Source organism: Acetobacter garciniae (assembly GCF_017377735.1).
GTDB lineage: Bacteria > Pseudomonadota > Alphaproteobacteria > Acetobacterales > Acetobacteraceae > Acetobacter > Acetobacter garciniae.
Genome location: NZ_JAFVMH010000002.1, coordinates 81,967 through 108,250, shown reverse-complemented (window position 1 = coordinate 108,250; position 26,284 = coordinate 81,967). Strand labels below are relative to the sequence as shown.

At 64.9% G+C, this 26,284-nt stretch carries 23 protein-coding genes and 1 tRNA gene; 10 read left to right on the top strand and 14 right to left on the bottom strand.

The window, feature by feature from the left end:
• Window positions 1-140 precede the first annotated feature (140 nt).
• Window positions 141-1,538: a beta strand repeat-containing protein gene (locus tag J2D77_RS04415; RefSeq protein WP_207845106.1), complete on the top strand. Its 1,398-nt coding sequence runs from the start codon at window positions 141-143 to the stop codon at window positions 1,536-1,538.
• A gap of 781 nt (window positions 1,539-2,319) precedes the next feature.
• The gene (locus J2D77_RS04410; protein WP_407927088.1) at window positions 2,320-4,545 is read left to right on the top strand and encodes a glycosyltransferase; all 2,226 of its coding nucleotides are present in this window, start codon (window positions 2,320-2,322) and stop codon (window positions 4,543-4,545) included.
• 204 nt (window positions 4,546-4,749) lie between these two features.
• On the opposite strand, the gene J2D77_RS04405 is transcribed toward J2D77_RS04410, so the two are convergent.
• Window positions 4,750-5,670, bottom strand: coding sequence for a rhamnan synthesis F family protein (locus tag J2D77_RS04405; protein ID WP_230975515.1), 921 nt, complete (start codon window positions 5,668-5,670; stop codon window positions 4,750-4,752).
• A 164-nt stretch (window positions 5,671-5,834) separates the two neighbouring features.
• Here J2D77_RS04405 and J2D77_RS04400 point away from each other — a divergent pair, with 164 nt between their 5' ends.
• Complete coding sequence (locus tag J2D77_RS04400; RefSeq protein ID WP_141376020.1) at window positions 5,835-6,104, top strand: HU family DNA-binding protein; 270 nt, start codon at window positions 5,835-5,837, stop codon at window positions 6,102-6,104.
• Window positions 6,105-6,342: 238 nt separating this feature from the next.
• On the opposite strand, the gene J2D77_RS04395 is transcribed toward J2D77_RS04400, so the two are convergent.
• The 7 genes from J2D77_RS04395 to J2D77_RS04365 form a co-directional block, all read right to left on the bottom strand.
• On the bottom strand, window positions 6,343-7,620 hold the full coding sequence (locus J2D77_RS04395) for an MFS transporter (RefSeq protein ID WP_207845103.1): 1,278 nt from the start codon (window positions 7,618-7,620) through the stop codon (window positions 6,343-6,345).
• Window positions 7,621-7,987: 367 nt separating this feature from the next.
• Window positions 7,988-8,062: transfer RNA gene (locus J2D77_RS04390), tRNA-Gln, on the bottom strand.
• 209 nt (window positions 8,063-8,271) lie between these two features.
• Entirely contained in the window at window positions 8,272-8,886 is a 615-nt protein-coding gene (locus J2D77_RS04385) for a TetR family transcriptional regulator (RefSeq protein ID WP_207845102.1), read from the bottom strand.
• A gap of 57 nt (window positions 8,887-8,943) precedes the next feature.
• On the bottom strand, window positions 8,944-9,813 hold the full coding sequence (gene proC, locus J2D77_RS04380; protein ID WP_207845101.1) for a pyrroline-5-carboxylate reductase: 870 nt from the start codon (window positions 9,811-9,813) through the stop codon (window positions 8,944-8,946).
• Entirely contained in the window at window positions 9,814-10,314 is a 501-nt protein-coding gene (locus J2D77_RS04375; protein ID WP_207845100.1) for a type III secretion system chaperone family protein, read from the bottom strand.
• Window positions 10,295-10,498 carry a hypothetical protein gene (locus J2D77_RS04370; protein WP_207845099.1) on the bottom strand — a complete coding sequence of 68 codons (204 nt, stop codon included), beginning with the start codon at window positions 10,496-10,498 and terminating at the stop codon, window positions 10,295-10,297. Before J2D77_RS04370 ends, J2D77_RS04375 begins: the two co-directional genes overlap by 20 nt.
• Entirely contained in the window at window positions 10,491-10,775 is a 285-nt protein-coding gene (locus tag J2D77_RS04365; protein WP_207845098.1) for an accessory factor UbiK family protein, read from the bottom strand. Before J2D77_RS04365 ends, J2D77_RS04370 begins: the two co-directional genes overlap by 8 nt.
• 359 nt (window positions 10,776-11,134) lie before the next feature.
• On the opposite strand from J2D77_RS04365, the gene J2D77_RS04360 reads away from it, so the two are divergent.
• A complete protein-coding gene (locus tag J2D77_RS04360) occupies window positions 11,135-12,034 on the top strand; it encodes a DnaJ C-terminal domain-containing protein (RefSeq protein WP_207845097.1) in 900 nt (299 codons plus the stop codon).
• Between the two features lie 176 nt (window positions 12,035-12,210).
• Here the strand turns inward: J2D77_RS04360 and J2D77_RS04355 are convergent, their stop codons facing one another.
• Window positions 12,211-12,720, bottom strand: a complete 510-nt coding sequence (locus J2D77_RS04355; protein ID WP_207845096.1) for a hypothetical protein — start codon at window positions 12,718-12,720, stop codon at window positions 12,211-12,213.
• A 225-nt stretch (window positions 12,721-12,945) separates the two neighbouring features.
• On the opposite strand from J2D77_RS04355, the gene J2D77_RS04350 reads away from it, so the two are divergent.
• Entirely contained in the window at window positions 12,946-13,260 is a 315-nt protein-coding gene (locus J2D77_RS04350; protein WP_207845733.1) for a hypothetical protein, read from the top strand.
• 22 nt (window positions 13,261-13,282) lie between these two features.
• Here J2D77_RS04350 and J2D77_RS04345 read toward each other — a convergent pair whose 3' ends face one another.
• The 5 genes from J2D77_RS04345 to J2D77_RS04325 all read right to left on the bottom strand — a co-directional run bounded on the left by J2D77_RS04345 (window position 13,283) and on the right by J2D77_RS04325 (window position 20,215).
• On the bottom strand, window positions 13,283-14,035 hold the full coding sequence (locus tag J2D77_RS04345; RefSeq protein ID WP_207845638.1) for a 2OG-Fe dioxygenase family protein: 753 nt from the start codon (window positions 14,033-14,035) through the stop codon (window positions 13,283-13,285).
• Between the two features lie 30 nt (window positions 14,036-14,065).
• Window positions 14,066-16,834, bottom strand: coding sequence for a mechanosensitive ion channel domain-containing protein (locus tag J2D77_RS04340; RefSeq protein ID WP_207845095.1), 2,769 nt, complete (start codon window positions 16,832-16,834; stop codon window positions 14,066-14,068).
• A 329-nt stretch (window positions 16,835-17,163) separates the two neighbouring features.
• Complete coding sequence (locus J2D77_RS04335; protein WP_207845094.1) at window positions 17,164-17,814, bottom strand: RDD family protein; 651 nt, start codon at window positions 17,812-17,814, stop codon at window positions 17,164-17,166.
• Between the two features lie 95 nt (window positions 17,815-17,909).
• Entirely contained in the window at window positions 17,910-19,175 is a 1,266-nt protein-coding gene (gene argJ / locus J2D77_RS04330; RefSeq protein WP_207845093.1) for a bifunctional glutamate N-acetyltransferase/amino-acid acetyltransferase ArgJ, read from the bottom strand.
• An 86-nt stretch (window positions 19,176-19,261) separates the two neighbouring features.
• Window positions 19,262-20,215, bottom strand: a complete 954-nt coding sequence (locus J2D77_RS04325) for a peptidylprolyl isomerase (protein WP_207845092.1) — start codon at window positions 20,213-20,215, stop codon at window positions 19,262-19,264.
• Window positions 20,216-20,469: 254 nt separating this feature from the next.
• On the opposite strand from J2D77_RS04325, the gene secA reads away from it, so the two are divergent.
• The 5 genes from secA to ruvB all read left to right on the top strand — a co-directional run bounded on the left by secA (window position 20,470) and on the right by ruvB (window position 26,209).
• A complete protein-coding gene (gene secA, locus J2D77_RS04320; RefSeq protein WP_207845091.1) occupies window positions 20,470-23,196 on the top strand; it encodes a preprotein translocase subunit SecA in 2,727 nt (908 codons plus the stop codon).
• Between the two features lie 70 nt (window positions 23,197-23,266).
• Window positions 23,267-24,016, top strand: a complete 750-nt coding sequence (locus J2D77_RS04315) for a YebC/PmpR family DNA-binding transcriptional regulator (RefSeq protein WP_207845090.1) — start codon at window positions 23,267-23,269, stop codon at window positions 24,014-24,016.
• A gap of 2 nt (window positions 24,017-24,018) precedes the next feature.
• On the top strand, window positions 24,019-24,525 hold the full coding sequence (ruvC, locus tag J2D77_RS04310) for a crossover junction endodeoxyribonuclease RuvC (RefSeq protein ID WP_207845089.1): 507 nt from the start codon (window positions 24,019-24,021) through the stop codon (window positions 24,523-24,525).
• The gene (gene ruvA, locus J2D77_RS04305; RefSeq protein WP_207845088.1) at window positions 24,522-25,130 is read left to right on the top strand and encodes a Holliday junction branch migration protein RuvA; all 609 of its coding nucleotides are present in this window, start codon (window positions 24,522-24,524) and stop codon (window positions 25,128-25,130) included. Before ruvC ends, ruvA begins: the two co-directional genes overlap by 4 nt.
• Window positions 25,127-26,209, top strand: coding sequence for a Holliday junction branch migration DNA helicase RuvB (gene ruvB, locus J2D77_RS04300; RefSeq protein ID WP_207845087.1), 1,083 nt, complete (start codon window positions 25,127-25,129; stop codon window positions 26,207-26,209). The genes ruvA and ruvB overlap by 4 nt, the downstream gene beginning before the upstream one ends.
• Window positions 26,210-26,284 lie beyond the last annotated feature (75 nt).

Below are 26,284 nucleotides of genomic sequence, written 5' to 3'. Positions count from 1 at the left end.
AAAACGACAAAAGTTTTATCGATTTTTAAGACTTGTACGATCCTATGGATCAGCCATGGCGTCTGGCCGCCGTGCCGTAGAACACCCACCATGTCTGGGCCCATGCCGGTCAGCAGGCAGGAATCGAACGGAGACGTGATGTGTCCATAATCACTGTCGTAGGGGCGTCCGGGGGGACCGTGCAGGTTACGGTCGACGGAGCGCAGAATGCCGCATTGGTGACCCAGGCCACCACGCTTTCCACCACACTCGCGGGTGTCATCACCACGCTCGACGCCGAGAAACTGGGCTTTGGGGCCACGCTGTCGGGCCCGGGCAGCACGCCTGCCTATGGCATTGTGACAACCAGCGGGTCCTACAAGGTTGTCGGCAATGTCGGCTGGCTGACGGTCGGTTCCGATTCAGGGACCACGCCCGGCGTGCCGCTGGACGGTGCGGTGACAATCAATGCCGCAGCCAGTACCGCGACCACCACCGTCCTGGGCGGGGCCACGGGGGGGATTGTCCTGCAGGCCGGCAACCAGGACGGCACGTTTTTTGCGGGAACCGGCAATAACCAGTTCACAGGCCAGGCGGGCAACTGGTCCATCACCATGGGGGATGGCAACGACACCGTCATGAGCGGGGATGGCAGCAATACCATTGCCGCGGGCCTGGGCAGCAACGTGATCGACCTGGGGCTGGGCGTGAACTTCGTCCATTCCGCCGGGCAGGATACCATTACCGCATCAGGCGGGGTGCAGACCGTAACGCTGAGCGGGGCTGGTTCCACCGTGCTGCTGGGCGAGAATTCGCTGGTCATAGACAGTGGCGGTACCCAGAAAATTACCGTGGGCGGGGCGTCCACCGTGGTGGGCGGCGTGTCCGATACCATTACCATGACCGGCACCGACGGCACGGTGGAGGGCGGTCAGGGCAGCACCATTTCCGCGACCTATGGCAACCTGCAAACGACCAATACGGATGCGGCCAGCATTACCGTTTTGCAGGACCTGACCTTTATCGGCGGCACGGGGCAGACGCATGTGACGGCGGGTCATGCCACGATTTTCGGCTCCAACGGGCTGGATATGAGCCTTGACATGACGGACGCCACCACTTCGGCCACCGATAACCTGTTTGCCGCCAATGCCGGAAACATGACGCTGGATGGGGCATCTTCTGCATTTGGCATTCATGCGTTCGGTGACAATGCGGGCACCACGGGCGCGCAGGTCTTTATAGGCGGGACGGGGGCGGACACGCTGGTCGCCGGTGTGGGAGAGGCCACGCTGACCGGGGGCGCGGGGGATGCCAATATCTTCGGCTTTCGCGATCATGTGGCCGGGGGCGACTACACCATTACCGATTTCAGCGCCGCGGCGGGCAATTCGGTCCTGCTGGTGGATTACGACTACACCCATGCCTCGTTCCAGGCCGATGTGCTGGACAAGGCCGTGCATAGCGGGGCGAACACGACCATCACCCTGTCCGACAACAGCAAGATCACCTTCGTCAATGTCGCCTCCCTGAACGGTACGTCCTTTACCGGGTTCTGATCGTGGCGGGAGAGCGTTTTAAAGCCTGCATGCCAAACAGATGTGAGTTTTCGGATGTCACCTTTTTTAAAAGATGAGGGTCTTTGAAGCTTTTTGGCAAAAAGCTTCACCAGAAACTTTTTATCGTTCTCTTTCGATGCGTTGTTTTGGGGAGGGAGGCGGCGTGTTGGAGCACGGTGTGGAAACACGATTGCCCCTCTCCGGCGTGGAGCGCGAAAAGACAGCGTGCAAACAGGCGGCCCTGTCTGCCAGCTACAGGGCCAGCGCGCAGTTGCAGGCCCTGCGCGCGCAGGATATGGCCCGGTACGCAGCGACAATGGGCCCCGGCCCGCGCGGCTTCAGGTCCATGGTCCGCGCCGGGCCAAAAGCAGCAGCACATCGTATCTGGCATGTTTTAAGGAAAATAAACGAGATTTACCGTGTCGAAGGGCCGGGTGGCATCGGCTTTCGGCTATCGCACCGCCTGGGCCTGGTGTGGGACCGGGCATGTGCATCCAGCGGGGGCAGGCTGGGGCATGCAGGTCGTTCAGGTCCTTCCGGCCAACAGGGGCCGACGCGCCATACCGCCCAGGACCATGCCAGTGCCATGCGAACGCTCTATCTGGCCCCCCTGCCGCCCGCGCGGATGTCGGAACTGGCCCCGCGCATGGTGCTGATTGCCGAATTATCCCTGCGCCAATGTGCGAAATATCGTGTCTGGCAAAAGGAGGAGCAGCTTCGCGCCCTTGGCTGGCAGGTGGAGGTTGTTGACTGGCGGCACACCGAACAGGCCCTGTCCGCCATGCAGGTCGGCACGGGGGTGATTTTCTACCGTGTCCCCGCTTTTCCGGCGGTTGAAACCCTGCTGGCGGAAGCCCGGCGGCTGGGCCTTTCCCCCTGGTGGGAAGTAGACGACCTTATTTTTTCCGCATCCGATTACCGTGCGAACGGGAACCTCGACACGTTGGGCAGCAAGGACCGGGCGCAGCTTCTGTTTGGCGTGCGTCTGTTCCGGTCCTGCCTGCTGGCCTGCAACGGCGGCATAGCCTCCACCCGCGCGCTGGCACGGGCCATGCGCCGCGCCGGCATGGCGCATGTCGCGGTCATCGAAAACGCGCTGGACCGGCAGACCCTCGCCCTCGCAGCACAGATTCTGGCCGCACCCCCCGCCCGGCCCGGCCATGGCGGGGAAATCCGCATTGTCTATGGCTCCGGCACCAACACGCATGACGCGGATTTCCGCCACGCGGCACCGGGCATTCTGGCCGCCATGCAGGCCGAACCGCGCCTGAGCCTGCATATTATAGGCGAGTTGAGCATACCCGAGTCGTTCCAGGCCCTTGGCGCGCGCGTGCAGCACAGGCCGGGGCTGGATTTCGCGGGGTATATGGGCCTGCTGGCCCAGGCCGATATCAGCATCGCCCCGCTGGAACCCACAGTCTTTAACGATGCGAAAAGTGCGATCAAATTCCTTGAAGCCGGTATTCTGGCGGTGCCCAGCATCTGTTCGGGGCGCGATGCGTTCCATGCCGTTATCCGGCCGGGAGAAAACGGATTGCTGGCCGAGACCGAACAGGACTGGTGCCACGCGCTGCTGAGGCTCGCGGCGGATGCACCCCTGCGGCGGCAACTCGGCCAGCAGGCCCGGCGCGACGTGCTGGCCCGCTTCAGTCCCGATGCCATCACCCGCACGCAGGTCGAACCGGTTTTTGGCCGCATTCCGCCCCCCGGCCCCAACCCGCAGGGCCTGCGCGTGCTTTGCGCCAATCTTTATTACGCGCCGCAATCCTTCGGCGGGGCGACCGTGGTGGCAGAGGAAACCGCCCGGCACCTCTCGCGCCAGCCCCATACATGGGTAAGCGTCTTTACCTCCCGCCCCGACCTGCCGGGCCGGGGTGGTGCCGCGGTGCGGTATGTCGCCCATGGGCTGGATACGCTGGCGGTCAGCATAGCCCCCGGTGCCGATCCCATAGCCGCCATCGATAATGCGGAAGTGGCCCAGGAGTTCACCCGCTGGGTAGAGGCCACACGTCCCGATATCGTGCATTTTCATGCCATGCAGGGGCTGGGGCTCGGTTGCGTGCGCGTGTGCATGGAAAAAGCCATTCCCTACGCCATAACCCTGCATGACGCTTGGTGGCTGTGCGCGCGCCAGTTCATGGTGCAGGGCGACGGCCGTGTGTGTTCGCAGGCTCCCATAGACCTGCGGCTGTGCCAGATTTGCCTGCCTCAGGCGCGTTACCTGCAAGCACGCCAGGACCTGATGCACGCCGCCCTGCAACAGGCTGCCCTGCTGCTTGCACCCAGCGAGAGCCACCGGGCCCTGTACGTGGCCAACGGCATCCCGCCCGCGCGCATAAGGGTGAACCGCAACGGGTTTGCCTGGCCCGCCCGCCCGCGTTCGCCGCGCCCTGCGCAGCGTATGTTGCGGTTCGGCTATGTGGGCGGGGCCGATAACGTGAAGGGCTACACCCTGCTGCGGCGCGCGTTCGAAAGCCTGGCGCGTGACGACTGGGAACTGGTGCTGGTCGACAACACGCTTAATCTTGGCCTGCGTTCGCTGCATGCGCAGGCCTGGCGGGTGCGCGGCCGGGTTGAGGTCGTGCCCGCCTATACGCAAGCGGGCATGGATGATTTTTATGATGGACTCGACGTGCTGCTCTGCCCATCCCAATGCCATGAAAGCTACGGGCTGAGCGTGCGTGAAGCCCTGGCGCGCAATGTCTGGGTTGTCACTACCCGAGCCGGCGGCCAGGCGGAGGATGTGACCGACGGGGTGAACGGCACGCTGATCGCCCTTGATGGTAGGGCAGAGACCCTGCGCTGCGCGGTGGAAAGCATACTCGCATCCCCGACCGTTCGCGCTTATGCCGCTAACCCCGATCGCGCGCGGCTGAGTACCTTTGCCCGGCAATCCGCCGAACTCGGCCAGTGGCTGCGTGAAGCCGCGGGCAAGGCCCATGATCCGGCTGCCGGCCAGAATGCGCCTCCTTCCCGCACGGGGGAAATGCATCCAGCAAGATATTGAAAAAAGACAAAAGTTTTTGGTGAAGCTTTTTCCAAAAAGCTTCAAAGACCGTCACCTTTATGAAAAAAGGCGACACCCGAAAACCTTTGCATATCGCCCCACTATGTCGTGGGCAGGCTTTCGAACCCCTCTCTGACCGGGCCCTGCTGTGGAAACGCAACCGCCAGGCAGCAGGACCGTGTTCGATACGGGATGGTCTGACGATCAGGCCGCGGGCCCCGCGCCGCGCAGTTTATGGGCCAGGGTGTCCGCAGCGTTGACCAGTCTGTACAATGTACGGGCCGTCGCATTGGGCTGTGGCCGGTTCGCAGAATTGTCCCGCATTGCGCAAGGGCGGGTTGCGCGGGGTTGTGCCATCACCCAGCGTGGGTCGAAAATGGCACCCGGTGGCAGGCTGGCCGCCCAATCCCGCACGCCGGGCAGGGCGAACGGGTTGTGGTTCAGCAGTTCACGCTTGATGAACGGAACCTGGCCTGATGCCATCAGGGAACGCCAGCGCGCATGCATCGGGTTGGTGGGGGGCACAAGGGGGCGGGGCGTATCAAGGTCGCTCCAGGCCGCATGCAGGGGAAAGCCTGCCTCCCGGATCGCGGCGGACAGCCCCAGTTCCCCGTGGCGGATAATCTCCTCACGCGTCATGTCGGCAAAGGGGTGGGAGAAAACACGCTGCACCGGGGCCGATTGCATGACCGCGCGCGACAGGCCCACAAACCACGATTGCAGATGCGGCCCCCCCGCGCGGGATGCCACCATGCCCCAGGCGGGGTAACGCAGGGCGGCCGCGCGGTGCATGAACCGGTCCAGCGGGTGGAACGGGCCATACACGCTGTCATTGGCCAGCAGGACATAAGGGGCGTGTGCGATCACCCCTCTGTGAAGCAAAAACTGCCACGCGCCAAAGTCAAGCCCGCCATTGGGGCGTATCCAGGCGGTTATCTTGTTTCGATCCAAAAATAAAACGGTATCTTCTTCAATATTGTTCGCCCCGGATAAAATAACGTGGGTCACGAACCCGCATCTGACGATGTTCTCAAGGTAGAACCGCGTCGCGGGGGGAAGGTTTCCCTGGGGGGCATGGGCGGCAAACAGGCAGGTGGCAGAGGGGGGGACAACTGTGTCTATCATGCTACACATTCCCTTTCTGCTGTTGTTACCGCAAGGAATCGAAAACAGAAGCGTTTTTTAAGTTGGTTTTTTATCGAAATGTGACTAAAAGCCCTTAAAGCACAGGCGTGGTAGCCAAATTATTATTTTGACCTTAATTCTGTCTGAGGGGAGCCAGAAACTCAATGAGCAAGGCCTTTATTGCAGCAGTGATCCAGGATTCCATCAACTGCACTGGTGTGGCCGCTAATCAGGCAGCGAACGATCTTATCGACGCCATCGTGCAGGAACTGAAGCGCGAAGGCGGCTTTACCCTGCCCTCTTTCGGCACCTTTACTGTCCGCAAGACCAAGGCCCGCAAGGCGCTGAACCCCCGCACGGGTGAGCCGGTCAAGGTCAAGGCGGGCAAGACCGTTCGCTTCAAGGCAAGCCCGAACCTGAAAAAAGCGGTTTGATCTGATCCCCCCTTTTCCTTTTTAAGGCGGACATTTCAAGAACCAGAACCGTGCCGGTGCAAACCGGCACGGTTTTTTTTATCCCCCCGCACCCCGCCTTTGCGGGCCCCTGCGGTGCGGAGGATTCAGTCCTGCGCATAGGTGGCAGGGCTCATGCGTCGGGCTTGGGCGGTCCGCTTTTGGGGGCCTGTTGGCGGGCCTGGCAGGGTTGGGGTCTTTGGCCCCTGCTGCCCGCTGCCTAGACGGTGTCGGGCATTATGGTGTCCAGCCTGTCCAGCTTGCGCAGGCCGGGGACCATGGCCATCCACAGCCCCGTAATGACCAGCGTGCCCACGCCGCCAAGGACCACGGCAGGCACCGGCCCCACAAGGGCTGCGAGCATCCCGCTTTCGAATTCGCCAAGCTGGTTGGACGAACCGATAAACAGCATGTTCACGGCCGAAACCCGGCCGCGCATGTCATCGGGCGTGCCAAGCTGCACCAGCGCGCCACGGACCATCATGCTGATAACGTCCGCCCCGCCCAGAATGATCAGCATGACCACCGAGGTGCTGATGGAGCGCGAAAGCCCGAACAGGATCGTCGCCACCCCGAACACGGCTACGGCGGCGAACATCCACAACCCGGTATGGCGTTCCATCGGGTGGCGGGCCAGGATGGCGGCCACCCCCAGCGCGCCAATGGCGGGGGCTGCGCGCAGCAGGCCAAGTGCAAAGGGCCCCGCATGCAGGATATCGGTGGCGAAAACCGGCAGCATGGCGGTGGCCCCACCCAGCAGGACCGCGAACAGGTCGAGCGAGATCGCACCCAGAATGGTGGGCTTGCGCCGCAGGAAGGCAATGCCCCCGAACACGGCGGCCAGGCTTGCGGGCTGGCGCGGGCGGGTGGGGGCCGCCAGTTTCATGGACCAGGTGGCGACCATCGCAATCGCAAAGCCTGCCGCGCACAGCGTGTAGCACGTATCCGCACCCAGCCCGTATAACAGCCCCCCGACCGAGGGCCCCGCAATGCTGGCCGCCTGGAACAGGGACGATGACAGGGCTGACGCACGCGGAAAGAGGGCGGGCGGCACCAGCGATGGCAGGAACGTCTGCTGCGCGGGCATTTCAAACGCCTTGCAGGTGCCGAACAGCATGACCAGCCCGTAGATCATGTGCGGGGTCAGCCGCCCGGTAAAGGCCGCATAGGCGACAACGGCGGTGGCCAGCGCTTCCACCGCCTGGCAGGTCACGACAATGCGGCGGCGATTATGCCGGTCGGCCGCATGCCCTGCGGGGAAGATAAACGCCACCATGGGCAGGAACTGCGCCAGCCCCACAAAGCCCAGCGCGGCAGTGCTATGGGTCAGCGCATAGATCTGCCAGCCGACGGCCACGGCCAGCACCTGTGTCGCAAAAGCGGACAAGGCGCGCGCTGCCAGGGCGGCGACAAGGCCGGGTTGTGCCAGAAGGGAGGATGAGGCGGGAAAAGACCCAGGGGACGGCCCATGGGTGGAACTGGGGGAAGGGTCAGGCATGATGGGCGAGCATAAAGCACGATGGCGCAGAAAAAGAAGTGCTGCCTTCGCGCGGCCAGCGCACGGGCCATGCGACCAACGCGGCCATGCCCGCATGTATCGGGCCGCCTGGCCTGCATGGGTGCGTTTGCGCGCGCAGGCGTACACGGATTTATGAAACGGAGCGCCCCGTTCGGGGTTGCCGCCGGGGCTGCTCCCCCTGGGGCAACCATGGGGGCTGGCACGACGGTTGTCTGCCCGGGCTGCATGTTCGACTTAACCCGTTCATGCGCGATAGGCATGCATCGGGGCGTGTTTGCAAGGGCACTCGACACCCACGGCACCAGATACGCAACGGCTTGCAACAGGAATTACGCAACAGGGTCCGTGGCTGGGGCGGGAGGATTCGAACCTCCGCATGGCGGAATCAAAATCCGCTGCCTTACCGCTTGGCTACGCCCCAAAAGACCGACCTGTCAGCCGCATCCTTTTATGCCGAACACCCCGCCTTCGTAAAGGCCGGGTGGCGTATAAATTCCGCTCGCCCAACTGCCGTCCCGCAGCCTGTCCTTATGCCTGCTCTGCTACGCGGTTCCACGGGCGACCACGGCCCGGCCTTGTTAGCACCGGTTCAGCTTCCAGCGTCCCGCACATGCTGCGCCAGCGTGGTATTCAGTCCTGGGGCAGATCGGGCAGGCCGGTGTCTTCGATGGTTCCGGTCGCGGTGCCGGTGGTCGGGAACAGGCCGAAGCGGGTCGCCTTGTCCAGCCCCTGTTCCAGGGCGGCCATGGTGGTGCCCATATCGGGGCTTTCATCCTTGTCCCACGCACGCAGGGTATGGGCCCATATGGCTACGACCATGTTCACGCGCGCCAGCCCCCCAAGGCCGGGCGTGCCAATACCCGCTGCATCCGCCATCCAGCGCATGCTCTCCAGCGTCGCCCCGCCCAGCAGCAGGGCCATGGGCGGGTCCAGCGGCAGGGCCCGCAGCACGGAGCGCACGCCGCTGCGATACTGCTGGAACACGTCAAGCCTGCGCATCAGCAGGTCGAACAGGCGTTCGCGCGCGCTGCCGCAGATCATGTCGTCCGACAGGGCGGCATCGTCGGCCATGCGGCCCAGCCCCAGCAACACGGATACGCGGAAGGGAAAGCGCTGCCGGGCCTGCGCCAGCGGCAGGTCCGCCGCCCGTGCCGCATCCAGCACCGAAACATTGGCCCAGCCCTTTTCCCCCGCCAAAGCCATGGCGGCGGCGATCAGGGCGGTGTCGAAGTCTTCATGATCCATAACGGGCAAACCTGTCAGCACGAGAAAGCGGCACAAAACGGGGGTGGAACACCATGGCTAGCCCGACAGTTCCTTGGCCCGCGTCACGGCCGCGGCAACGGCGGCGGATGTGGCGGCGGGCCACGCGTCATCGGCCATGAGAACGGCAAGAGCCGCAGCCGTCGTCCCACCCGGGCTTGTCACGTTGCGGCGCAGTTCGGCGGCATCTGTCGGCAGTGTGTGCAGCATGCGGCCCGCGCCATAAATGGTCTCACGCGCCAGGATGCGGGCGGTTTCCTCGGGCAGGCCCTGTTCCACCCCGGCCTTGGTCAGCAGTTCGGCCAGCAGGAACACATAAGCCGGCCCGCTGCCCGAAACGCCGGTAACGGAATCGATCAGCCCTTCGGCATCTACCCAGACCGTCTCACCCACGGCGCGCAGCAGGCTTTCGCAATGGCGTTTCTGTTCGGGCGTGGCCTCGGGCGGGGCGTACAGCCCGCTCATGCCCGCACCCAGCAGGCAGGGCGTGTTGGGCATGGCGCGCACGACCACAAGCCCCTTTTCGCCGCCATACACGGCCTTGAGGCTGGCAATGGACCGCCCCGCCATGACCGAAAGCAGGGTGGCTGCGGGAAAGCGTTTGGCCAAATCTTGCAGGGCGGGATCGGCCTTCTGGGGCTTGACCGCCAGCACGATCACGTCGGGTGTGAAATCGGCCGGTATGTCCGCGATGGCGCGCACGATGCGGTGCGGCGCGGGCAGGCTGTCACGGTGGCGGTCCACGATGACCGAAGGGGCCAGCCCCTGGGCCAGCCAGCCTTCCAGCATGGCCCCGCCCATCTTGCCCGACCCCACCAGCAGGATGGATGGCAGGAGGGGGGCCGCCGCATGCGTGCCGGCGGGTGCGGCGGGTTCGCGGGTGGCGGTTGCGGTGTGTGTGCTCGTCATTCAGGCTTCTCCCTGGCAGTCCAGCAGGGCCATGGCCATGGCGTCGGCCGTGTTGAGCCCTTCCATCAGAAAAAAACGGAAGGCCGGATAAAATCGTTCACATTCGTTCAGCGCGATATCGATCATGTCTTCAAAAATATCGGCGGCCAGTTCCGTGCCCCGCAACAGCAGCGCATGACGGAAAAGCAGCACGCCGTCTTCGGTATCGAGGCTGAAATGGCCGACCCACATCTGTTCGTTGGCCAGGCCGATCAGTTCATACAACGCGCCGCGTCGCGCCATGTCGGCCCGCAGATCGAACGCGCAGGTGAACAGGATGGTGCCCAGTTCGGCCGACCATGAAAAGAACAGCCCGTAATCGCACCAGCGGGCCGGGGCCTCGGCCGCCATTTCGGTGGGGGTGCAACGGTCGAAGGTCCACCCCATGCCGCCGATCACCTGTTCCATAAGATCAAGCGGGTTGCTGGCGGGGGGCGTGGTATCAGTCGTCAAGGCTGGCATGGCGGTACTCCGTGCCTGCGGTGGAACAGGATAGGTCGGGGGCTATAGGCCCGATGCGTGTGTGGCGGTGCAGGCCCCCCAGGGCGGCGGACCGGCCCTGCCGCGCCTGACCCCGGGCGGTGCCGGGGCGGGCGTTCAGGGCGTGTTGTCCCAAGTCCTGGCGGGCGGCCCCGCTTTCAGCCATGCTGATGGTGCTGGCCGGTCTTGTGCTCCAGCGCATGTACGCGCTCTTCAAGGGCCTGGATACGGCGGTCGGCTTCCTCCTGCCCGATGCGCGCACGGGCCGCGAGCTCGCGCATGACCTCGAATTCCTCACGCCGCACCACCTGCAGGTTGGTCAGCACCTCATCCACCCGGCTGCGCACGATGGCATGGATTTCTTCGCGCAGGCCGGTCAGGGCGGAAACAGCGCCCCCGGCCACACCGGCGAGGTCATCGAAAAAGCGGGGTCTGTCAGCCATGGCCGGGTCTCTCCATTGAATCCGTTACGTGGGATGGGCCTTGTGTTCCCGCTCCCGCGCCTGCCCCATAGTCGGGCAGGCCGAGAATAAAGGGAAGTGCGCGCCGATACCATGCCCTTGTTTGCATCTTTTGCGCATGCCGTGCGCCGCAACCTCCGCCCTGCGATGGTGATACGAGGTTTTTTGATGGCCGGTTTCGCGCATGATCCATTGACCGTGTGGGCGCGCATTCCCATTATTATATCAAATCATTGAAAAAAAAGCGATGATGGCGGCAGTCTGCAAAAGAACGGCGCGCCCCACATGGCATGGAATGGAGAAACCGGTTTTATGAACGACAGTGTCGGCGGAGGTGCGGCGTGAGCGTACGTGACCCCTATGACGTGCTTGGTATTGCCAAAACCGCCAGCCAGGATGACATCCGCAAGGCGTACCGCAAGCTGGCCAAGAAATTCCACCCCGATCTCAACCCCGGCGACAAGAAGGCCGAGGAAGAGTTCAAGGCACTCAACCAGGCCAATGACCTGCTGTCCGATACGGAAAAGCGGGCCCGTTTCGACCGGGGCGAGATCGATGCTTCGGGCCAGGAACGCGCACCCCCGGGCTATGGCGGGTTCGGCGGCGGCTTTGAAGGCGGCGGCGGGTTCCCCCCCGGCGGCGGCATGGGCGGCTTTACCGAAGAAGACCTGAGCGGGCTGTTCGGCGGCATGTTCGGCGGCGGGGCCCGTGCCCGGCGTGCGGGGCCGCGCAAGGGGGCGGATGCCAGCTATTCGCTCAAGGTCAGTTTTCTGGACTCGGTCAACGGCGCGACATCGCGCATTACCCTGCCCGATGGCAGCACGCTGGACGTGCGCATTCCGCCGGGGATCGAGAACGGGCAGACATTGCGCCTGCGCGGCAAGGGCGGGCCGGGTTCGCAAGGCGGCCCCGATGGCGATGCGCTGATTACCGTGACCGTGCTGGCGGATCCGACCTACACGCGCGACGGCGCGGACCTGCGTGAAACCCTGCCGGTCGATCTGAAGACCGCAGCCCTGGGCGGGCCGATCATGGTGCCCACCCCCACCGGCACGGTCAGGATGAACGTGCCCGCAGGATCGGACAGCGGCACGGTGCTGCGCCTGCGGGGCAAGGGGGTGCAGGCCCACGGGTCCAAACCGGCGGGTAATCTGTATGTCACGCTCGAAGTCAGGATCGGCAAGCCAGATCCGGCCTTGCGCGAATTCCTTGAAGGCTGGACCCCCGCTTCAGCCAGCTAAGGGCGATCCGTGGCGGGCCGGTCTTTAGCCGGGCCGCATCGGATGCGGTTTCGAGACAATTATCTGATAAGAAAGATAAATGTTTTCGGGTGTCGCCTTTTTTCAAAAAGGTGACGGTCTTCGAAGCTTTTTGAAAAAAGCTTCACCAAAAACGTTCTTTCGATTCAGTTCCCTGTTCAGGGGGTGGGGGTTTCGACCCGGTAAAGGGGCAGGTCCATCCTGTGGCCGTCCTTGCTGGTAATCAGCAGCCGCGCGCTGTTTTCCGATACGAGCGAGAAGCTGGCATGCAGGTTGTCCTGTGCCCCCTCCCACGTGGTGCCGTTGACACGGGCCAGCGCGAAGCGGGCCTGCCCCACGATCTTGGCATAATCCTGCGGCAAGGCCACCAGCAAGCGGGCGGCGGGGCCCAGGGCGCGGTTGCTCATGACCCGGATCGGGTCGGTCATGGCCAGAACGGTCCATTGCCCGTTGAACAGGGCCTGCGGGTAGGATGCAGCGGTCCCGGCCGGGGCTGCATTGGTCTGGCCCGTAGTCTGGCCGCCAGATTGGCCCGCAGATTGCGCCGAAATCTGCCCGGCCTGTGGCCCGGCGGCTGGTGCCTGGGGTGTTGCGGGGGCGGCCAGGGCATGACAGGCCGGGAAGACGGCCAGCGCCGTCGCGGCCAGAAGTGCGGGAAAACGGGTCATGCCGGCTCCGTAAAAATTCAGGATCTGCCCTATTTGGCCTGTCATGGGGGCGGGCGTCCAGTGCCAGCCGCGCCGTGCCCCGTTTTGGCGGCGATTGCGGGGCGGAACCGGGATGTTGAAAATACGCAGGCTTGACGCGGGGTGGCCGCGTAAGTCACATACAGGCAGGGTGAGATAAAACGCCCGGACTGATCTGCATTGCAAAAAACGGGGAAGGACCAGACCATGAGCGACCAGCCCACGCCCGATGGTGTGCCCCGCCCCGCCACCCTGCCCGGTACCGCGGCGGATGAGGCCGTCTCCGCGCTTGCACCGCAGGGCACGCCTGCCGCCGATGCGTCGGGCGGTGCTGCCGCTCCCGCTACGGGCGGGGCTTCTTCCGTTCTTTCGGCACCTTCAACGGCCGCACCCACGCCGGCAGCCGTGCCCCCGTCCAACCAGATCGCACTTCATGAAGTCGCGCAGATGGCCGGGGCGATCGTGTTCGTCTTCTGCTTTGTAGCCCTTGGGCTGCACGCCATTTCCTACGCCGGATACTGACGGGCAGGCTGTCCGCTCGGCGCTATTCGTGGCGTAGGGTGACGACCAGCACATCCCGGTAGGCGGGGCGTGCGGGGTCTACCGGTTCCACCGGTGTCACGCCGTGATAGACGCGGTTATCATCCACAAAGGCCGTATCCAGCGGGTCTGTCAGCGTGAAGCTGCCCACCAGTTCGCGCCCCATGTCGTGAATGGATGTTTCCCCGCAGGCCACGTTTTCGCGCCGCACCATGGCTACGCAGACCCAGTCCACCCCGTCGCGGTGCAGCCCTTCGGGCGTGGGCTGGCCACGCATGTCCGTGCTGGCCTCGATCCGGAACTGGTGCATCTCCCCGTGCCACGAAAGCGGGCGGCGTTCGGGCGGGGTCAGGTCGGTGGCCACGTGGTAGAGCAGGCTTAAAATGGCCTGAAGGGCCGGGTGCGCCGCAATGGCGGGCAGAACCGGCTCGAACCAGCGTTCCACCCCGCCATTGAGGGTATTGTAGTCGCGGCTCTGGTAATGGGGCTGGTTGGGCTTGCGCAGCATGTCCTGCGCGCTGAGCGAGAACGTGGCGTAGCGCCGCCGCCGGTAGCGCCCGCCATCGGCCATGTAGCGATCCTCGCCCAGGTCGTTCCAGCTTGCGGCAAAGCTTTCCCACTGTTCCAGCCCCAGATGTTCGAGCAGCGGGCGCATGGTCCCGGCCTGCACGAACGCGAACCCCCCTTGCCCGAGCGGGGTCTCGATCGCCTCCGCCACGGTGGTGGCTACGTCGGGCGGCAGTGGCGCAGGGGGCATGAGCGGTTCGTGGGACTGTGCGGCCATGGGCTATTCTGCCTGCTTCCCGCCGGAGGGTGCATTGCCGGTGGCGGTGTTGCCCGTGGGGGCGTGGTTGGTGGGCGTATTGGCTGAGGGCGGAGTGTTGGCGGGGTCCTCGCCGGCGGGGGCGGCCTTGGCCGGCGTGGAGCCTGCTGCCTGCGCGTCCGCTGCCTGGGGGCTGGCTGCCTGTGGCATGGCCATGGGCGGCATGCTGTCCAGCGCCAGGTGCACGGGAATATCGGGCGGGGAGGTGGAGTAGCTGGTGGGCGTGAAGAACTTTATGCCCGCATCCGCCATGAGCGGGGCGATCCGGCGGTAGAATTCGCGCTGCACCTTCCATTTCATCATGGGGGCGGTGCGAATGGCGCCGACCATGATCGCCCCGTTCCCGTCCGAATTGTCCACGCCCAGATCGGTGTAGTCCGACAGGATGATGGCGCGGAAATCGTCTTCCTTGCGCATGGCGGCGATGGTCTTTTTCATGATCTCGACCACTTTTTCCGAATCCTCGCTCAAATCCAGCGTCTGGCGGACGATGATCTGGTTGAACCCGCGCGCCGTATTGGCAATGGAGGTCACGGACGAAAACGGAATGATATGCAGGTCACCATCAATGGCGCGGACGCGCAGCGTGCGGATGGACAGATGTTCCACCGTGCCCGCAATGCCCGCCGCCGTTACCCAGTCGCCTACCTGGATCGCGTCTTCGGCCAGCATGAAAAAGCCGGTGATCACGTCCTTGACCAGGCTTTGCGAACCGAACGACAGGCCAACGCCTAGAATACCGGCACCCGTCAGCAGCGGGGTGACGTTGATGCCGATCTGCGACAGCGTGGTGACGGCGACGAAAATGATGATGACCGCCAGCAGCACGGTGCGGATGATCGGCAGCACCGTGCGCAGGCGCGCCGCCCGCCCGGCCTGCGCGCTGGAGGCATAGCGCGAGATCTGCTTGTTCAGCGTGTGGTTCACTACCTCCCACGCGACTGCCGCGACGGTCATGCCCAGCACAAGGCTGAGTGCAGCCCCCATCAGCCGCACACCCAGTGCCGAGACGAAGAAGAACCGCAAGGCCGGTGCCCCCCAGCTCTGGGCCAGGCACACCGCTGTCGCAAAGATCAGGAAGGCGGTAATGATCTTGCGCACGAAGGGGTAATAGAAGTCGGCACGCTGTTGCAGGTCGGGATACTGGGCCTGCATGGCCGGGCTGACCCGGAACAGCTTGTCCTGCAGGCCATACGCCAGCAGTGCCAGCACGCGGGACAGTGCCAGGCAGACAAGGCTCATGATCGAGCCGCGCAGGATCCACTGGTACCCGCCTTTCAGATGGGCGGCCCAGACGAACCACAGCGCCATGTCCAGGAACATGATCGGCACCCACCACAAATGCGCCAGCGTGCCCACAAACGCCCACAAAGCGCTCTTGGCCTGCCGGTCGGCAGAAGGCTGGAGCGCACGCGCGACGATCCGGCGCATACGCCAGATGAAGGCCGCGATAATCAGGTGCTGGATCAGCACCACCGCGCGCAGCATGGCGTCCACCCCGCGCTGGGCCAGATCGAATTCCTCACCCAGCGTGGACAGGCAGATCACGATCGAAGGGGCCGCGACCAGGATATTCCACCAATGCGTCAGCAGGCGTGCCGTGGCGTCCTGGGCCGGGATCAGGCGGATGGAAGGCGAATGCGGAACCAGCGTGGTTTCCACCACCAGGTACAGCACGCGCGCTATGGCATAGGCATTGACCAGCGTCAGGGTAACGGTGCGGGCCTGGGGCGTGGTGGTCAGGAATTCCGCCCCCACATAGCCCAGCAGCAGGCAGACCGCGACCGGCAGCAGTTTTATGAGGAAATGCAGCGCATTATAGGGCACGCGAATAAGGTAGCGCAGCACTTCGTTGCCACGCCGCTGATCGGTCTCGCGCGCATGGGTGGTGTCGGCATTGGCGGCGGCGCTATCGGCCACGTTATCGGCGTCGGCCCCCTGTTCCTGCCGGGCCAGGTGCCTGTTTTCCCGCGCGATGGCGTAACGCGTGACCGACAGCAGCGGCTTTTTCAGGCTGATGCTCGTCCCGCGTTCGGCCAGCAGGGCCACGGCCAGGATAAGGATGGCGCGGCTGAACGCATCGAGCAGGGTCTGCCGGGTGGTGGGGTTGCGCAGCTCGGTCTTCAGCCAGGTGCCCACGACGCCCAGGTCGGTGAACAGGCTGGTGAAATTGTGCACATAGCCGCGCAGCCCGTCATTCAGCCCGTCCAGCGCGGAATGAACGGAACTGTCGATCACCACGGGGGTGTCTGCATCCGCGCTGTCGGGCGGGGTTGCCGCCTTCGCGGGCGCGGCACTCTTTCCGCCCGGTTGCGCGGGGGCCACGGGCAGGCCCTTGGCCATCAGTGCGAGGTTTTTTGAAAATTCGGCGCGTTTCTGGGGGTCGTTCAGCACACCGAGCAGTTGCTGCGCGTCCTGCTGGGTCAGCCCCCCGGGCGGGGCGGTTTGCGGCGCTGCATGTGGGGGCGCACTGCTTGGGGCCGCGCCTCCTTGCCCGTCCGTGCCCGCGTCGGGATTGCCTGCATTCGCGGCATCCGCATGGGCGGGGGCGTCAGCAGTGGCCGCCGCCTGCGCGAAGGCGGCGGGCGGGGTCGTGGCGAGCAGCCCCAGACAGCATGCAACGCTCACCCAGACCAGGGCGGCCAGCCGCTTTCGCTCGAACACCACCCCCAGGCGGCGTGTCAGGGAACGGGGGTGGGAGGAAAGGGTCTGGTCCGGTGTGGTGACCGCCATGGTGTCGCATATCCTTTTCTGGCTGAACGGGGCCGAAAACCTGTTGCCCCCACGGTACGGGCCAAATCTGGCGGTATCAAGACACAAGCGACCGACCGTTCCACATTGCGCGGTGCCCAGCCCACGGGGGCGTCCCTGTGCCCTGCTTGCGACCCGCCTTCCCGCCCCGTCGGCGAGCCGTGTCAGCTTCTGGCGGCCCATGCTCCCAGCCCGCTGCTTTTTTCCGGCGGCCGCGCGGGTCTGCGCCTGTCCGCCCGGGTCCGTACTACTGTCGTCCCCATATGCGGGGTTTTATACCCCCAGAGGTGCGACCAGATACCCGCCTCGTATCAGGGCTGGGGCGGGAAGGACGCTACGCGTGAGACATCCTGGCGGATCACCAATGTGCCGGCCACCAGGTCGTGCAGCCCCTGCTTGCGGCGGGTGAAGGCCACCATCAGCACCCCGATATACAGCAGTGGAAAGGACAGGAACGCCTTGACCACAAAGCGAAGCGCCGCCCGCGCCAGGCTGATCCGCCCGCCCGAAAGGGTTACCACCTTCAGCCGGCACAGGAACTTGCCGGGGGTCGCACTCAGGGCCGAGGCCTCGAAAAGAATGCAGTACAGGGCGGGCACCAGGGCCAGGATCACGCTGGCGCCATGCCAGTTTCCGGTATGGATATGCGGCAGCAGGACCGAAATGGTATCGGCCCGAGGCATGGCGGACCCGGCGATGGAGGCAATATCCACCACATCCATGGTCTGGCCGGAACTGTCGCCCGGCAGTTCCTGCCACTGCACTGAAATATCGGGGGCGATGAAAAAGCCCAGCGCCGTTTCCGCCATGCTCAGGATAATGGCGTCGATGGTAAAGGCCCAGACACGCCACCAGAAGCCCGCATAGACCCATACGGGGTTCTGGCCGCCATCCATGGGGTCGCCAAAATTATTGGGGGAAGCGAAGGGCTGGTTACCCCAGCCGGGCGGTGGGTTGGTCATGTGGTTGCTTCCTGTCGCTCTGTGTCCTGCGTATACGCGTTATGCCCGACAGGAGACAAGCCGCGCGGTAGGGCAGGACAAAGGACGTGCGCTGCTCAGCTTCGGTAGGAGCCGTTGATGTCAATATAGCCATGGGTCAGGTCACAACTCCAGACCCTGGCGGACCCGTTACCCAGGCCCAGATCCACGGCAATGTCGATCTCCTGGCCTTTCATGTGCGCGACCACCGGTGTTTCGTCGTAACCGTCGGTTACGGTGCCGTTGCGGGCAATGCACACCCCGCCGATGGAGACGCTGAGCGTATCGCGGTCAGCCGGTTCGCCGCATTTGCCCACGGCCATGACAATGCGGCCCCAGTTCGCGTCTTCCCCCGCAATCGCGGTTTTCACCAGCGGGGAATTGCCGATGGCCATCCCCACCCGCCAGGCCGATGCATCGGACACCGCACCGCTGACCGAAATGGTCATGAGCTTGGTCGCCCCTTCCCCATCGCGGATCACCATCAGGGCCAGCGTGTGCAGCACGTCGTTCAGCGCCGCGCGGAAATCGGCCAGTTCGGGGCTGTCGATTGCGTTCTCGGGGCTGGTCGCGGGGCTGGTGGTGGGCAGGGGGGCGTTGCCCGCGGCCCCCGTGGCGAACAGCAGTACCATGTCGGAGGTGGAGGTATCCGAGTCCACGGTGATGCAGTTGAAGGTCTTTTTGACCCCGGCTGACAGCAGGGCCTGCAGCACGGGGGCGGGCAGGGCGGCATCGGTTGCGACAAAGCCCAGCATGGTGGCCATGTCGGGGGCGATCATGCCGCTGCCCTTGGCCATGCCCTGAATGACGACTTCCACCCCGCCCAGCATGGCCGTGCGGACAGCGGCCTTGGGGAAGGTGTCGGTTGTCATGATCCCGCGCGCGGCATCCGCCCACCCGGTTTCGGACAGGGCTTCGTGCAGTTCGGGCAGGGCTTTGGTAATGCGCTCGGCGGGCAGGATTTCGCCAATCACGCCGGTAGAGGCCAGATAGACTTGCTCGGGCGTGCAGCCCGCAAGTTCCGCTGCCGCCCGGGCCGTGCTTTCGCAGGTTTCGCGGCCGGCGCGGCCGGTGAATACATTGGCGTTGCCCGCATTCACCACCAGCGCACGCGCCTGCCCGCCGGGCAGGATGGCGCGGCACCAGTCGACCGGTGCCCCGGGGCATTTGGACTGGGTGAAGACCCCGGCCACCGTGGTGCCGGGTATGAATTCCGCCAGGACAAGATCTGTCCGGCCCTTGTAGCGGATGCCCGCCGCCATGGCCTGAAGGCGCACGCCGCGAACACTGCCAAGCTCAGGCATTGGCTGGGCAAGGGGGGATGTGGCGATGATCTGCGCCATCTGGCGGAATCCTTGGGCGTGGTCGAAGTCGAAAACCCCCGGGCCAGGCCGGTCCGGGGGCGTGGTGGGCAAGTAAGGCGGAAGGCTTACTTGGGTGCCCCAGCCGGGGCCGCACCGGCTGCACCGGCGGGGGCGTCGGGCAGGGCCTTGCCGGTGGACGGGTCGAAGCGGACGATCTTCACGCCGCTTGCCGCCTTGGTCACGGCTTCACGCACATATTGCTGGATCAGGGCCTGGCGGATGTTGTCCTTGACGGCGTCGAAAGTCGGCACCGGGGCCATGCGCGTGTCCAGGATCTGGATGACATGGTAGCCGTACTGGCTCTTGACCGGCGTGCTGCTGATATCGCCCTTCTTCATCGCGAAGGCGGCATCGGAGAAGGCGGGGATCATCTTGTTCTTGGTGAACCAGCCAAGGTCGCCGCCATTCTGGTCGGCACTGCCCTTGTCGGTGGAAAGCTGGGCCGCCAGCTTGCCGAAATCGGCTCCGGCCTTCAGTTTCTTGATGATGTCCTGGGCCTCGGCCTCGGTCTTCACCAGGATATGGCGGGCGTGCACTTCTTCCTCAGGCGCCTTGTGCGCGTAGTTCTGCTCGTAATACTGCGACATGGCGGCATCGGTCAGGTGCGGCATGACCTGCTGGGACAGCCAGGCGTTCTGCAACGCGTTGTTGGCCGCAGCCGTCATCAGCTTCTGGGTGTCGGGCTTCTTGTTCAGCCCTTCCTTCTGGGCCGCCAGCAGGATGGCCTTCTGGTCCACAAGCTGGTTGATCAGCATGGGAATGATGACATTGGGGGGCAACTGGCGCATCTGGGCCGGGATGGAGGTCGCGGCGTCCTGCACGTCGGCCAGGGTGATCTTGTCACCATTCACGCTGGCCACGACCGTCTTGGGGTCAAGCGGCTTGCTGTCGGCCGCGGGGGCCGCCGGGGCTGCGGCGGGTGCGGGCGCCTGGGCCGCGGCGCGCGGGAGGGGCATGACTGCCATGGAACCGACCAGGGCCGTCGCCGCCAGTCCGAAAGCGTAGGGTGTAAACCGCATGATGGTGAAAACCTTGAAGCCGTAAAATACAGTCCGACATGTATGAAGGACGCCACCCGACCCGGCAAGCCCTCTTGCGGCCGCAAAAGGCTGGAAAAGGCGCGAAAGCGTATGGGTTGGTTGACCGCAAACCGGCCCGGTCCTATTTTGCGGGGCAAGCCATGCCAGGCCATGCCTGTGTCCGCCTTGGTTCCGCCACGTCCGGCGGGGCCCAAGGTCTTGTTTCCAGGCGGTTTAATTCCGGAAAGGTGTTCATGCTTTCTCGCTTCGTCCGCGCCCTGTTCGGCACTGCCAATGATCGGACGCTGAAGGTTTTTCAGCGTCGGGTGTCGGAAATCAACGCGCTTGAACCGCAAATGCAGGCACTGGACGATGCCGGCCTGGCCGCCAAGACGGTGGAATTCCGCGACCGCCTGGCCAAGGGCGCCACGCTGGACGACCTGCTGCCCGAAGCCTTTGCCGTCACGCGCGAAGCATCGCGCCGCGTGCTGGGCATGCGCCATTTCGATGTGCAGTTGATCGGCGGCATGGTCCTGCATGCAGGCCGCATCGCGGAAATGCGCACGGGCGAGGGCAAGACCCTTGTGGCAACGCTTGCGGTGTATCTGAGCGCGCTGTCGGGCAAGGGCGTGCATGTGGTGACTGTGAACGACTACCTGGCCGCGCGTGACGCCGCGGAAATGGGGCGGCTCTACACCTTCCTGGGGCTGACCACGGGCGTGATCGTGCCCAACATGCCCGATGACGCCCGCCGCCAGGCCTATGCGGCCGACATCACCTACGGCACGAACAACGAATTCGGTTTCGACTACCTGCGCGACAACATGAAGTACCAGCTCGGCGAGATGGTGCAGCGCCCCTTCCACCACGCCATCGTGGACGAGGTGGACTCGATCCTGATCGACGAGGCGCGGACCCCGCTGATCATTTCCGGCCCGGCGGAAGACAGTTCCGACCTGTACCGCGCGGTGGACAGTGTCGTGGCGCAACTGGTCCAGGACACCACGGCCTACGAGAAGGACGAGAAATTCCGCACCGTCATCCTGACCGAGAGCGGTTCGGACACGGTGGAGACCCTGCTGCGCGATGCCGGGGTGCTGGGCGAAGGCGGCCTTTACGACCTGCACCATGTCGCCGTGGTGCACCATGTGCAGCAGTCCCTGCGCGCGCATACGCTGTTCACGCGGGATGTCGATTATATCGTGCGCGACGGCAAGGTGATCATCATCGATGAATTCACCGGCCGCATGATGGAGGGCCGCCGTTATTCCGACGGCCTGCACCAGGCGCTCGAAGCCAAGGAACATGTGGAAGTCCAGCAGGAAAACCAGACCCTGGCCTCCATCACCTTCCAGAACTTCTTTCGCCTGTACCCGCGCCTGTCGGGCATGACCGGCACGGCCATGACCGAAGCCGACGAATTTGCCGAGATCTACAACCTGGACGTGGTGGCCATTCCCACCAACCGCCCGGTCTCGCGCAAGGACGAGGATGACGAGATCTACCTGACGGAGGCCGAGAAGTTCGCGGCCGTCGTCAAGCTCATCCGCGAAGTGCATGCGCGCGGGCAGCCGATCCTGGTCGGCACCACCTCCATCGAGAAGAGCGAGGCCCTGTCAGCCCTGCTCAAGCGCGAGGGCGTGACCCATAACGTGCTCAACGCCCGCTTCCATGAAATGGAAGCCAAGATCGTGGCCCAGGCCGGGGCGCCGGGTGCGATCACCATCGCCACCAACATGGCCGGGCGCGGCACCGACATCAAGCTGGGCGGCAATGTGGAAATGCTGGTCGCCCAGGAACTGGGTGACGCGCCGGAGTCGCCCGAACGGGCCGCGGCCGAGCAGTCCATCCGCGAACGCGTGGCGCGCGACCATGAAATCGTGCGCGAGGCGGGTGGGCTGTACGTGATCGGCACCGAACGCCATGAAAGCCGCCGGATCGACAACCAGTTGCGCGGCCGTGCGGGGCGGCAGGGCGATCCGGGCAATTCGTGCTTCTTCATCTCGCTTCAGGATGACCTGATGCGGATCTTCGGCTCCGACCGCATGAGCGGCATGTTCCAGAAAATGGGCATGAAGGAGGGCGAGGCCATCGTTCATCCGTGGCTGAGCAAGGCCCTGGAACGCGCGCAGAAAAAGGTCGAGGCCCGCAACTTCGACATGCGCAAGAACACGCTCAAATACGATGACGTGATGAACGACCAGCGCAAGGAAGTATATGCCCAGCGCCGCGAATTCATGGCGACGGAGGATGTCTCCGCCATCGTGGCCGAAGCCCAGGACGAGGTGATCGACGGCCTGGTCGCGCGCCATGTGCCCGAAAAGGCCTTTGCCGAACAGTGGGACGTGAAGGGCCTGACCGAAGCCGTAAGCAAGACACTGGCGCTGGACCTGCCCATTGCCGACTGGGCGGCCGAGGACGGCATGGATGCCGAAGGCCTGGCCGAGCGGATCGGCCAGGCGCAGGCTCAGGCCCAGGCGGCGCGGGCGGCCAATATCGGCCCCGACCTGATGCGCTTTATCGAAAAGCAGGTGCTGCTGACCACGTATGACGCGGTGTGGAAGGAACACCTGCACGCGCTCGACCAGCTTCGCCAGGGGATCGGCCTGCGCGCCTACGGGCAGAAGGACCCGCTGAACGAATACAAGCACGAGGCCTTCGTGCTGTTCACCTACATGCTCGAGGAAATGCGCGAACGCGTGGTCTCTCTCATGGCGCGGGTGGAAGTCGCACCCCCGCCCGTGGTGGCGGACCCGTTCGCCGATACGGCGGCCATCCATGCCGACCCCGAAATCCAGGGCTATGCCTCCGAACCGGGCACGGGCCTGACCCCGGGGGCCGCACCGCAGATGGCCCAGCCCATAGGGGCCAGTGCGATCATGCCCGACGATCCCTCAAGCTGGGGGGAAACACCGCGCAACGCCCAGTGCCCCTGTGGCTCGGGCAGGAAATACAAGCATTGCCACGGCCGGGTGAACTGACCCCGCCCCGCCGGATACGGCTTTTTGGCGGGCATGGCCGACAGGAACAGGACAGACAAGGTAGGGGAACATGGCTGGTCATTCCCAGTTCAAGAACATCATGCACCGCAAGGGTGCGCAGGACGCCCGGCGCGCCAAGCAGTTCGGCAAGGTTATCCGCGAACTGACGGTTGCCGCGCGCGAGGGCCTGCCCGACCCGGCGGCCAACCCGCGCCTGCGTGCGGCCATTGCCGCCGCGCGCGAGGTGAACATGCCCAAGGACACGATCGAACGCGCCATCAAGAAGGCCACGGGTGCGGGTGGCGGCGACGATTACGTGGAAGTGCGCTACGAAGGCTATGGCCCGGCGGGTGTTGCCGTCATTGTCGAAGCGCTGACCGACAACCGCAACCGCACCGCGTCCGACGTGCGGGCGGCGTTTTCCAAATACGGTGGCTCGATGGGGGAGACCAATTCCGTCTCCTTCATGTTCCGCCGCCTGGGCGTGATCACCTACCCGGCCGCCGCTGCTTCGGAAGATGACATGCTGGACGCCGCGATCGAGGCGGGGGCCGAGAACGTCACCTCCACCGAGACCGCGCATGAAGTCACCTGCGAGGTGGAATCCTTCTTCGCGGTGCGCGACGTGCTGGAGGCCCGCTACGGTGAGCCCGAAAGTGCCAAGCTGGACTGGCGGCCCGAGAACACCGTGACCCTGGACGAGGAAAAGGCCCAGAGCCTGTTCAAGTTCCTCGACGTTCTCGAAGACAATGACGACGTCCAGAATGTGTACGCCAACTTCGATCTGCCGGACGACCTGGCGGAAAAACTGTCGTCCTGACAGTGGCGCGCCTGCTCGGCATTGATCCCGGCCTGCGGTTTACCGGCTGGGGCGTGATCGATGTCGAAGGTAACCGTCTGCGCCATGTCGCCAATGGCGTGATCGCCACCAACAGTGCCGATAGCGTGCCCGACCGGCTGAAGGTCCTGCACGAAAACCTGCTCGCCCTTATCGATCGCCTCTCCCCTATCGAGGCCGCGGTGGAGGAAACCTACGTCAACCGCAACGGCACGGCCACGCTCAAGCTGGGCTATGCCAGGGGTGTGGCCTTGCTGGCCCCGGCCCTTGCGGGGCTGAGTGTGGCCGAATACGGGGCCCTGTCGGTCAAGAAGGCGGTGGTGGGCACGGGCAGTGCGGACAAGAACCAGGTGGCGATGATGATCCGGCGCCTGCTGCCCGGCGTGGAACTGATCCGGGCCGACGCGTCTGACGCGCTGGCCGTAGCCATCTGCCACGCGCACCACCGGGCCAGTGCGCGCCATGTTGCAGCCGGGGTAAGAATGGCATGATTGCGTTTTTGTGCGGGCTGGTCATTCAGGTCGATCTGGGCAGTTGCGTGGTGGATGTGAACGGTGTCGGCTATCTGGTGGCCGCGTCCACCCGCACGCTGGCCGCCCTGCCCCACCCGCCCGAGAAAGCCCGCCTGCTGGTCGAAACCGTGGTGCGCGAAGACGCCATCCTGCTTTACGGCTTTACCGAAAGTGCCGAACGCGAATGGTTCCGCCTGCTGACCGGCGTGCAGGGGGTGGGGGCCAAGGTGGCCCTGGGTATTCTCTCCACCCTGACCCCGTCCGAACTGGTGGCGGTACTCATGGCGGCGGACAAGGCCAGCCTGACGCGCGCACCCGGCGTGGGCGGCCGGCTGGCCGATCGTATCCTGACCGAACTGCGCGACCGCGCAGGCAAGATGCCGGGCAATGCCGCGGGGCTGAGCGTGCCGCTGGTGGCCACCCATGCGGGCGGGATCGAGGCCGATGCGCTGATGGCGCTGGCGGGGCTGGGTTTTCGCCGGGTGGAAGCAGCCCCCGTGGTGCGCCGCGTGCTGGATGGGTATGGTGATGCGGCCACGCTGGATAGCGTGCTGCGCGACAGCCTGAAGGACCTGGCGAAATGAGCCCCGAGTTCACGCCCGAGCGCGAGATCGATGCGGCCCGGCACGGGGAAGACGCGGGTGAGGCCGCCCTGCGCCCCCAGACCCTGGCCGATTTCACCGGCCAGAAGGCCAGCCGCGAAAACCTGTCCATTTTCATTGCCGCCGCCCGCAAGCGCGGCGATGCGCTGGACCACGTTTTGCTGCACGGCCCGCCGGGTCTGGGCAAGACCACGCTGGCCCAGATCGTGGCGCGTGAACTGGGCGTGGGCTTTCGCGCGACATCGGGGCCGGTCATCCAGCGCGCGGGCGACCTGGCGGCCATCCTGACCAACCTGCAACCGCGCGATGTGCTGTTCATAGACGAAATCCACCGCCTCCAGCCGGCCATCGAGGAAATTCTCTACCCCGCGATGGAGGATTTCCAGCTCGACCTGATTATAGGCGAAGGCCCGGCGGCGCGTTCGGTGCGGATCGACCTGGCCCCGTTCACCCTGGTGGCCGCGACCACGCGCGCGGGGCTGCTGGCAACGCCCCTGCGCGACCGGTTCGGCATTCCGCTGCGGCTGGTCTTCTACACGCCCGAGGAATTATGTTCGATCGTGGCGCGCGGGGCGGACAAGCTGGGCTTCGACCTCTCGCCCGGCGGGGCCATGGAAATTGCCCGCCGCGCGCGCGGCACGCCCCGGATCGCTGGCAGGCTTTTGCGCCGCGTGCGCGATTTTGCATCCATGTCCGCACAAGAAGGGCCGGTGGGCGCGGAACTGGCCGATGCCGCCCTGAACCGGCTGGAGGTGGACGCGCTGGGGCTTGACGGCATGGACCGGCGCTACCTGCGCCGGATTGCCGAATACCATCACGGCGGCCCCGTGGGGGTGGAAACCCTGGCCGCCGCCCTGGCGGAATCGCGCGACACGCTGGAAGACGTGATCGAACCCTACCTGATCCAGGAAGGGCTGGTATTGCGGACCAGTCGCGGGCGCGTGCTGGGCGAGCGGGGCTGGCGGCATCTGGGCCTTGAACCGCCGCCGCGCGATCAGGGCATGGGTGAGGACACATCGCCCCAGCTTGATCTTCTGCCCGGGGATGAGGACAAGGGATAAGGTGCCTGGCCGCCGCGTGCGGGGCAGGGATTTTTTCGCCGGGTTCGGCCCATGTTCGGTTCATGGGCCGCGCGG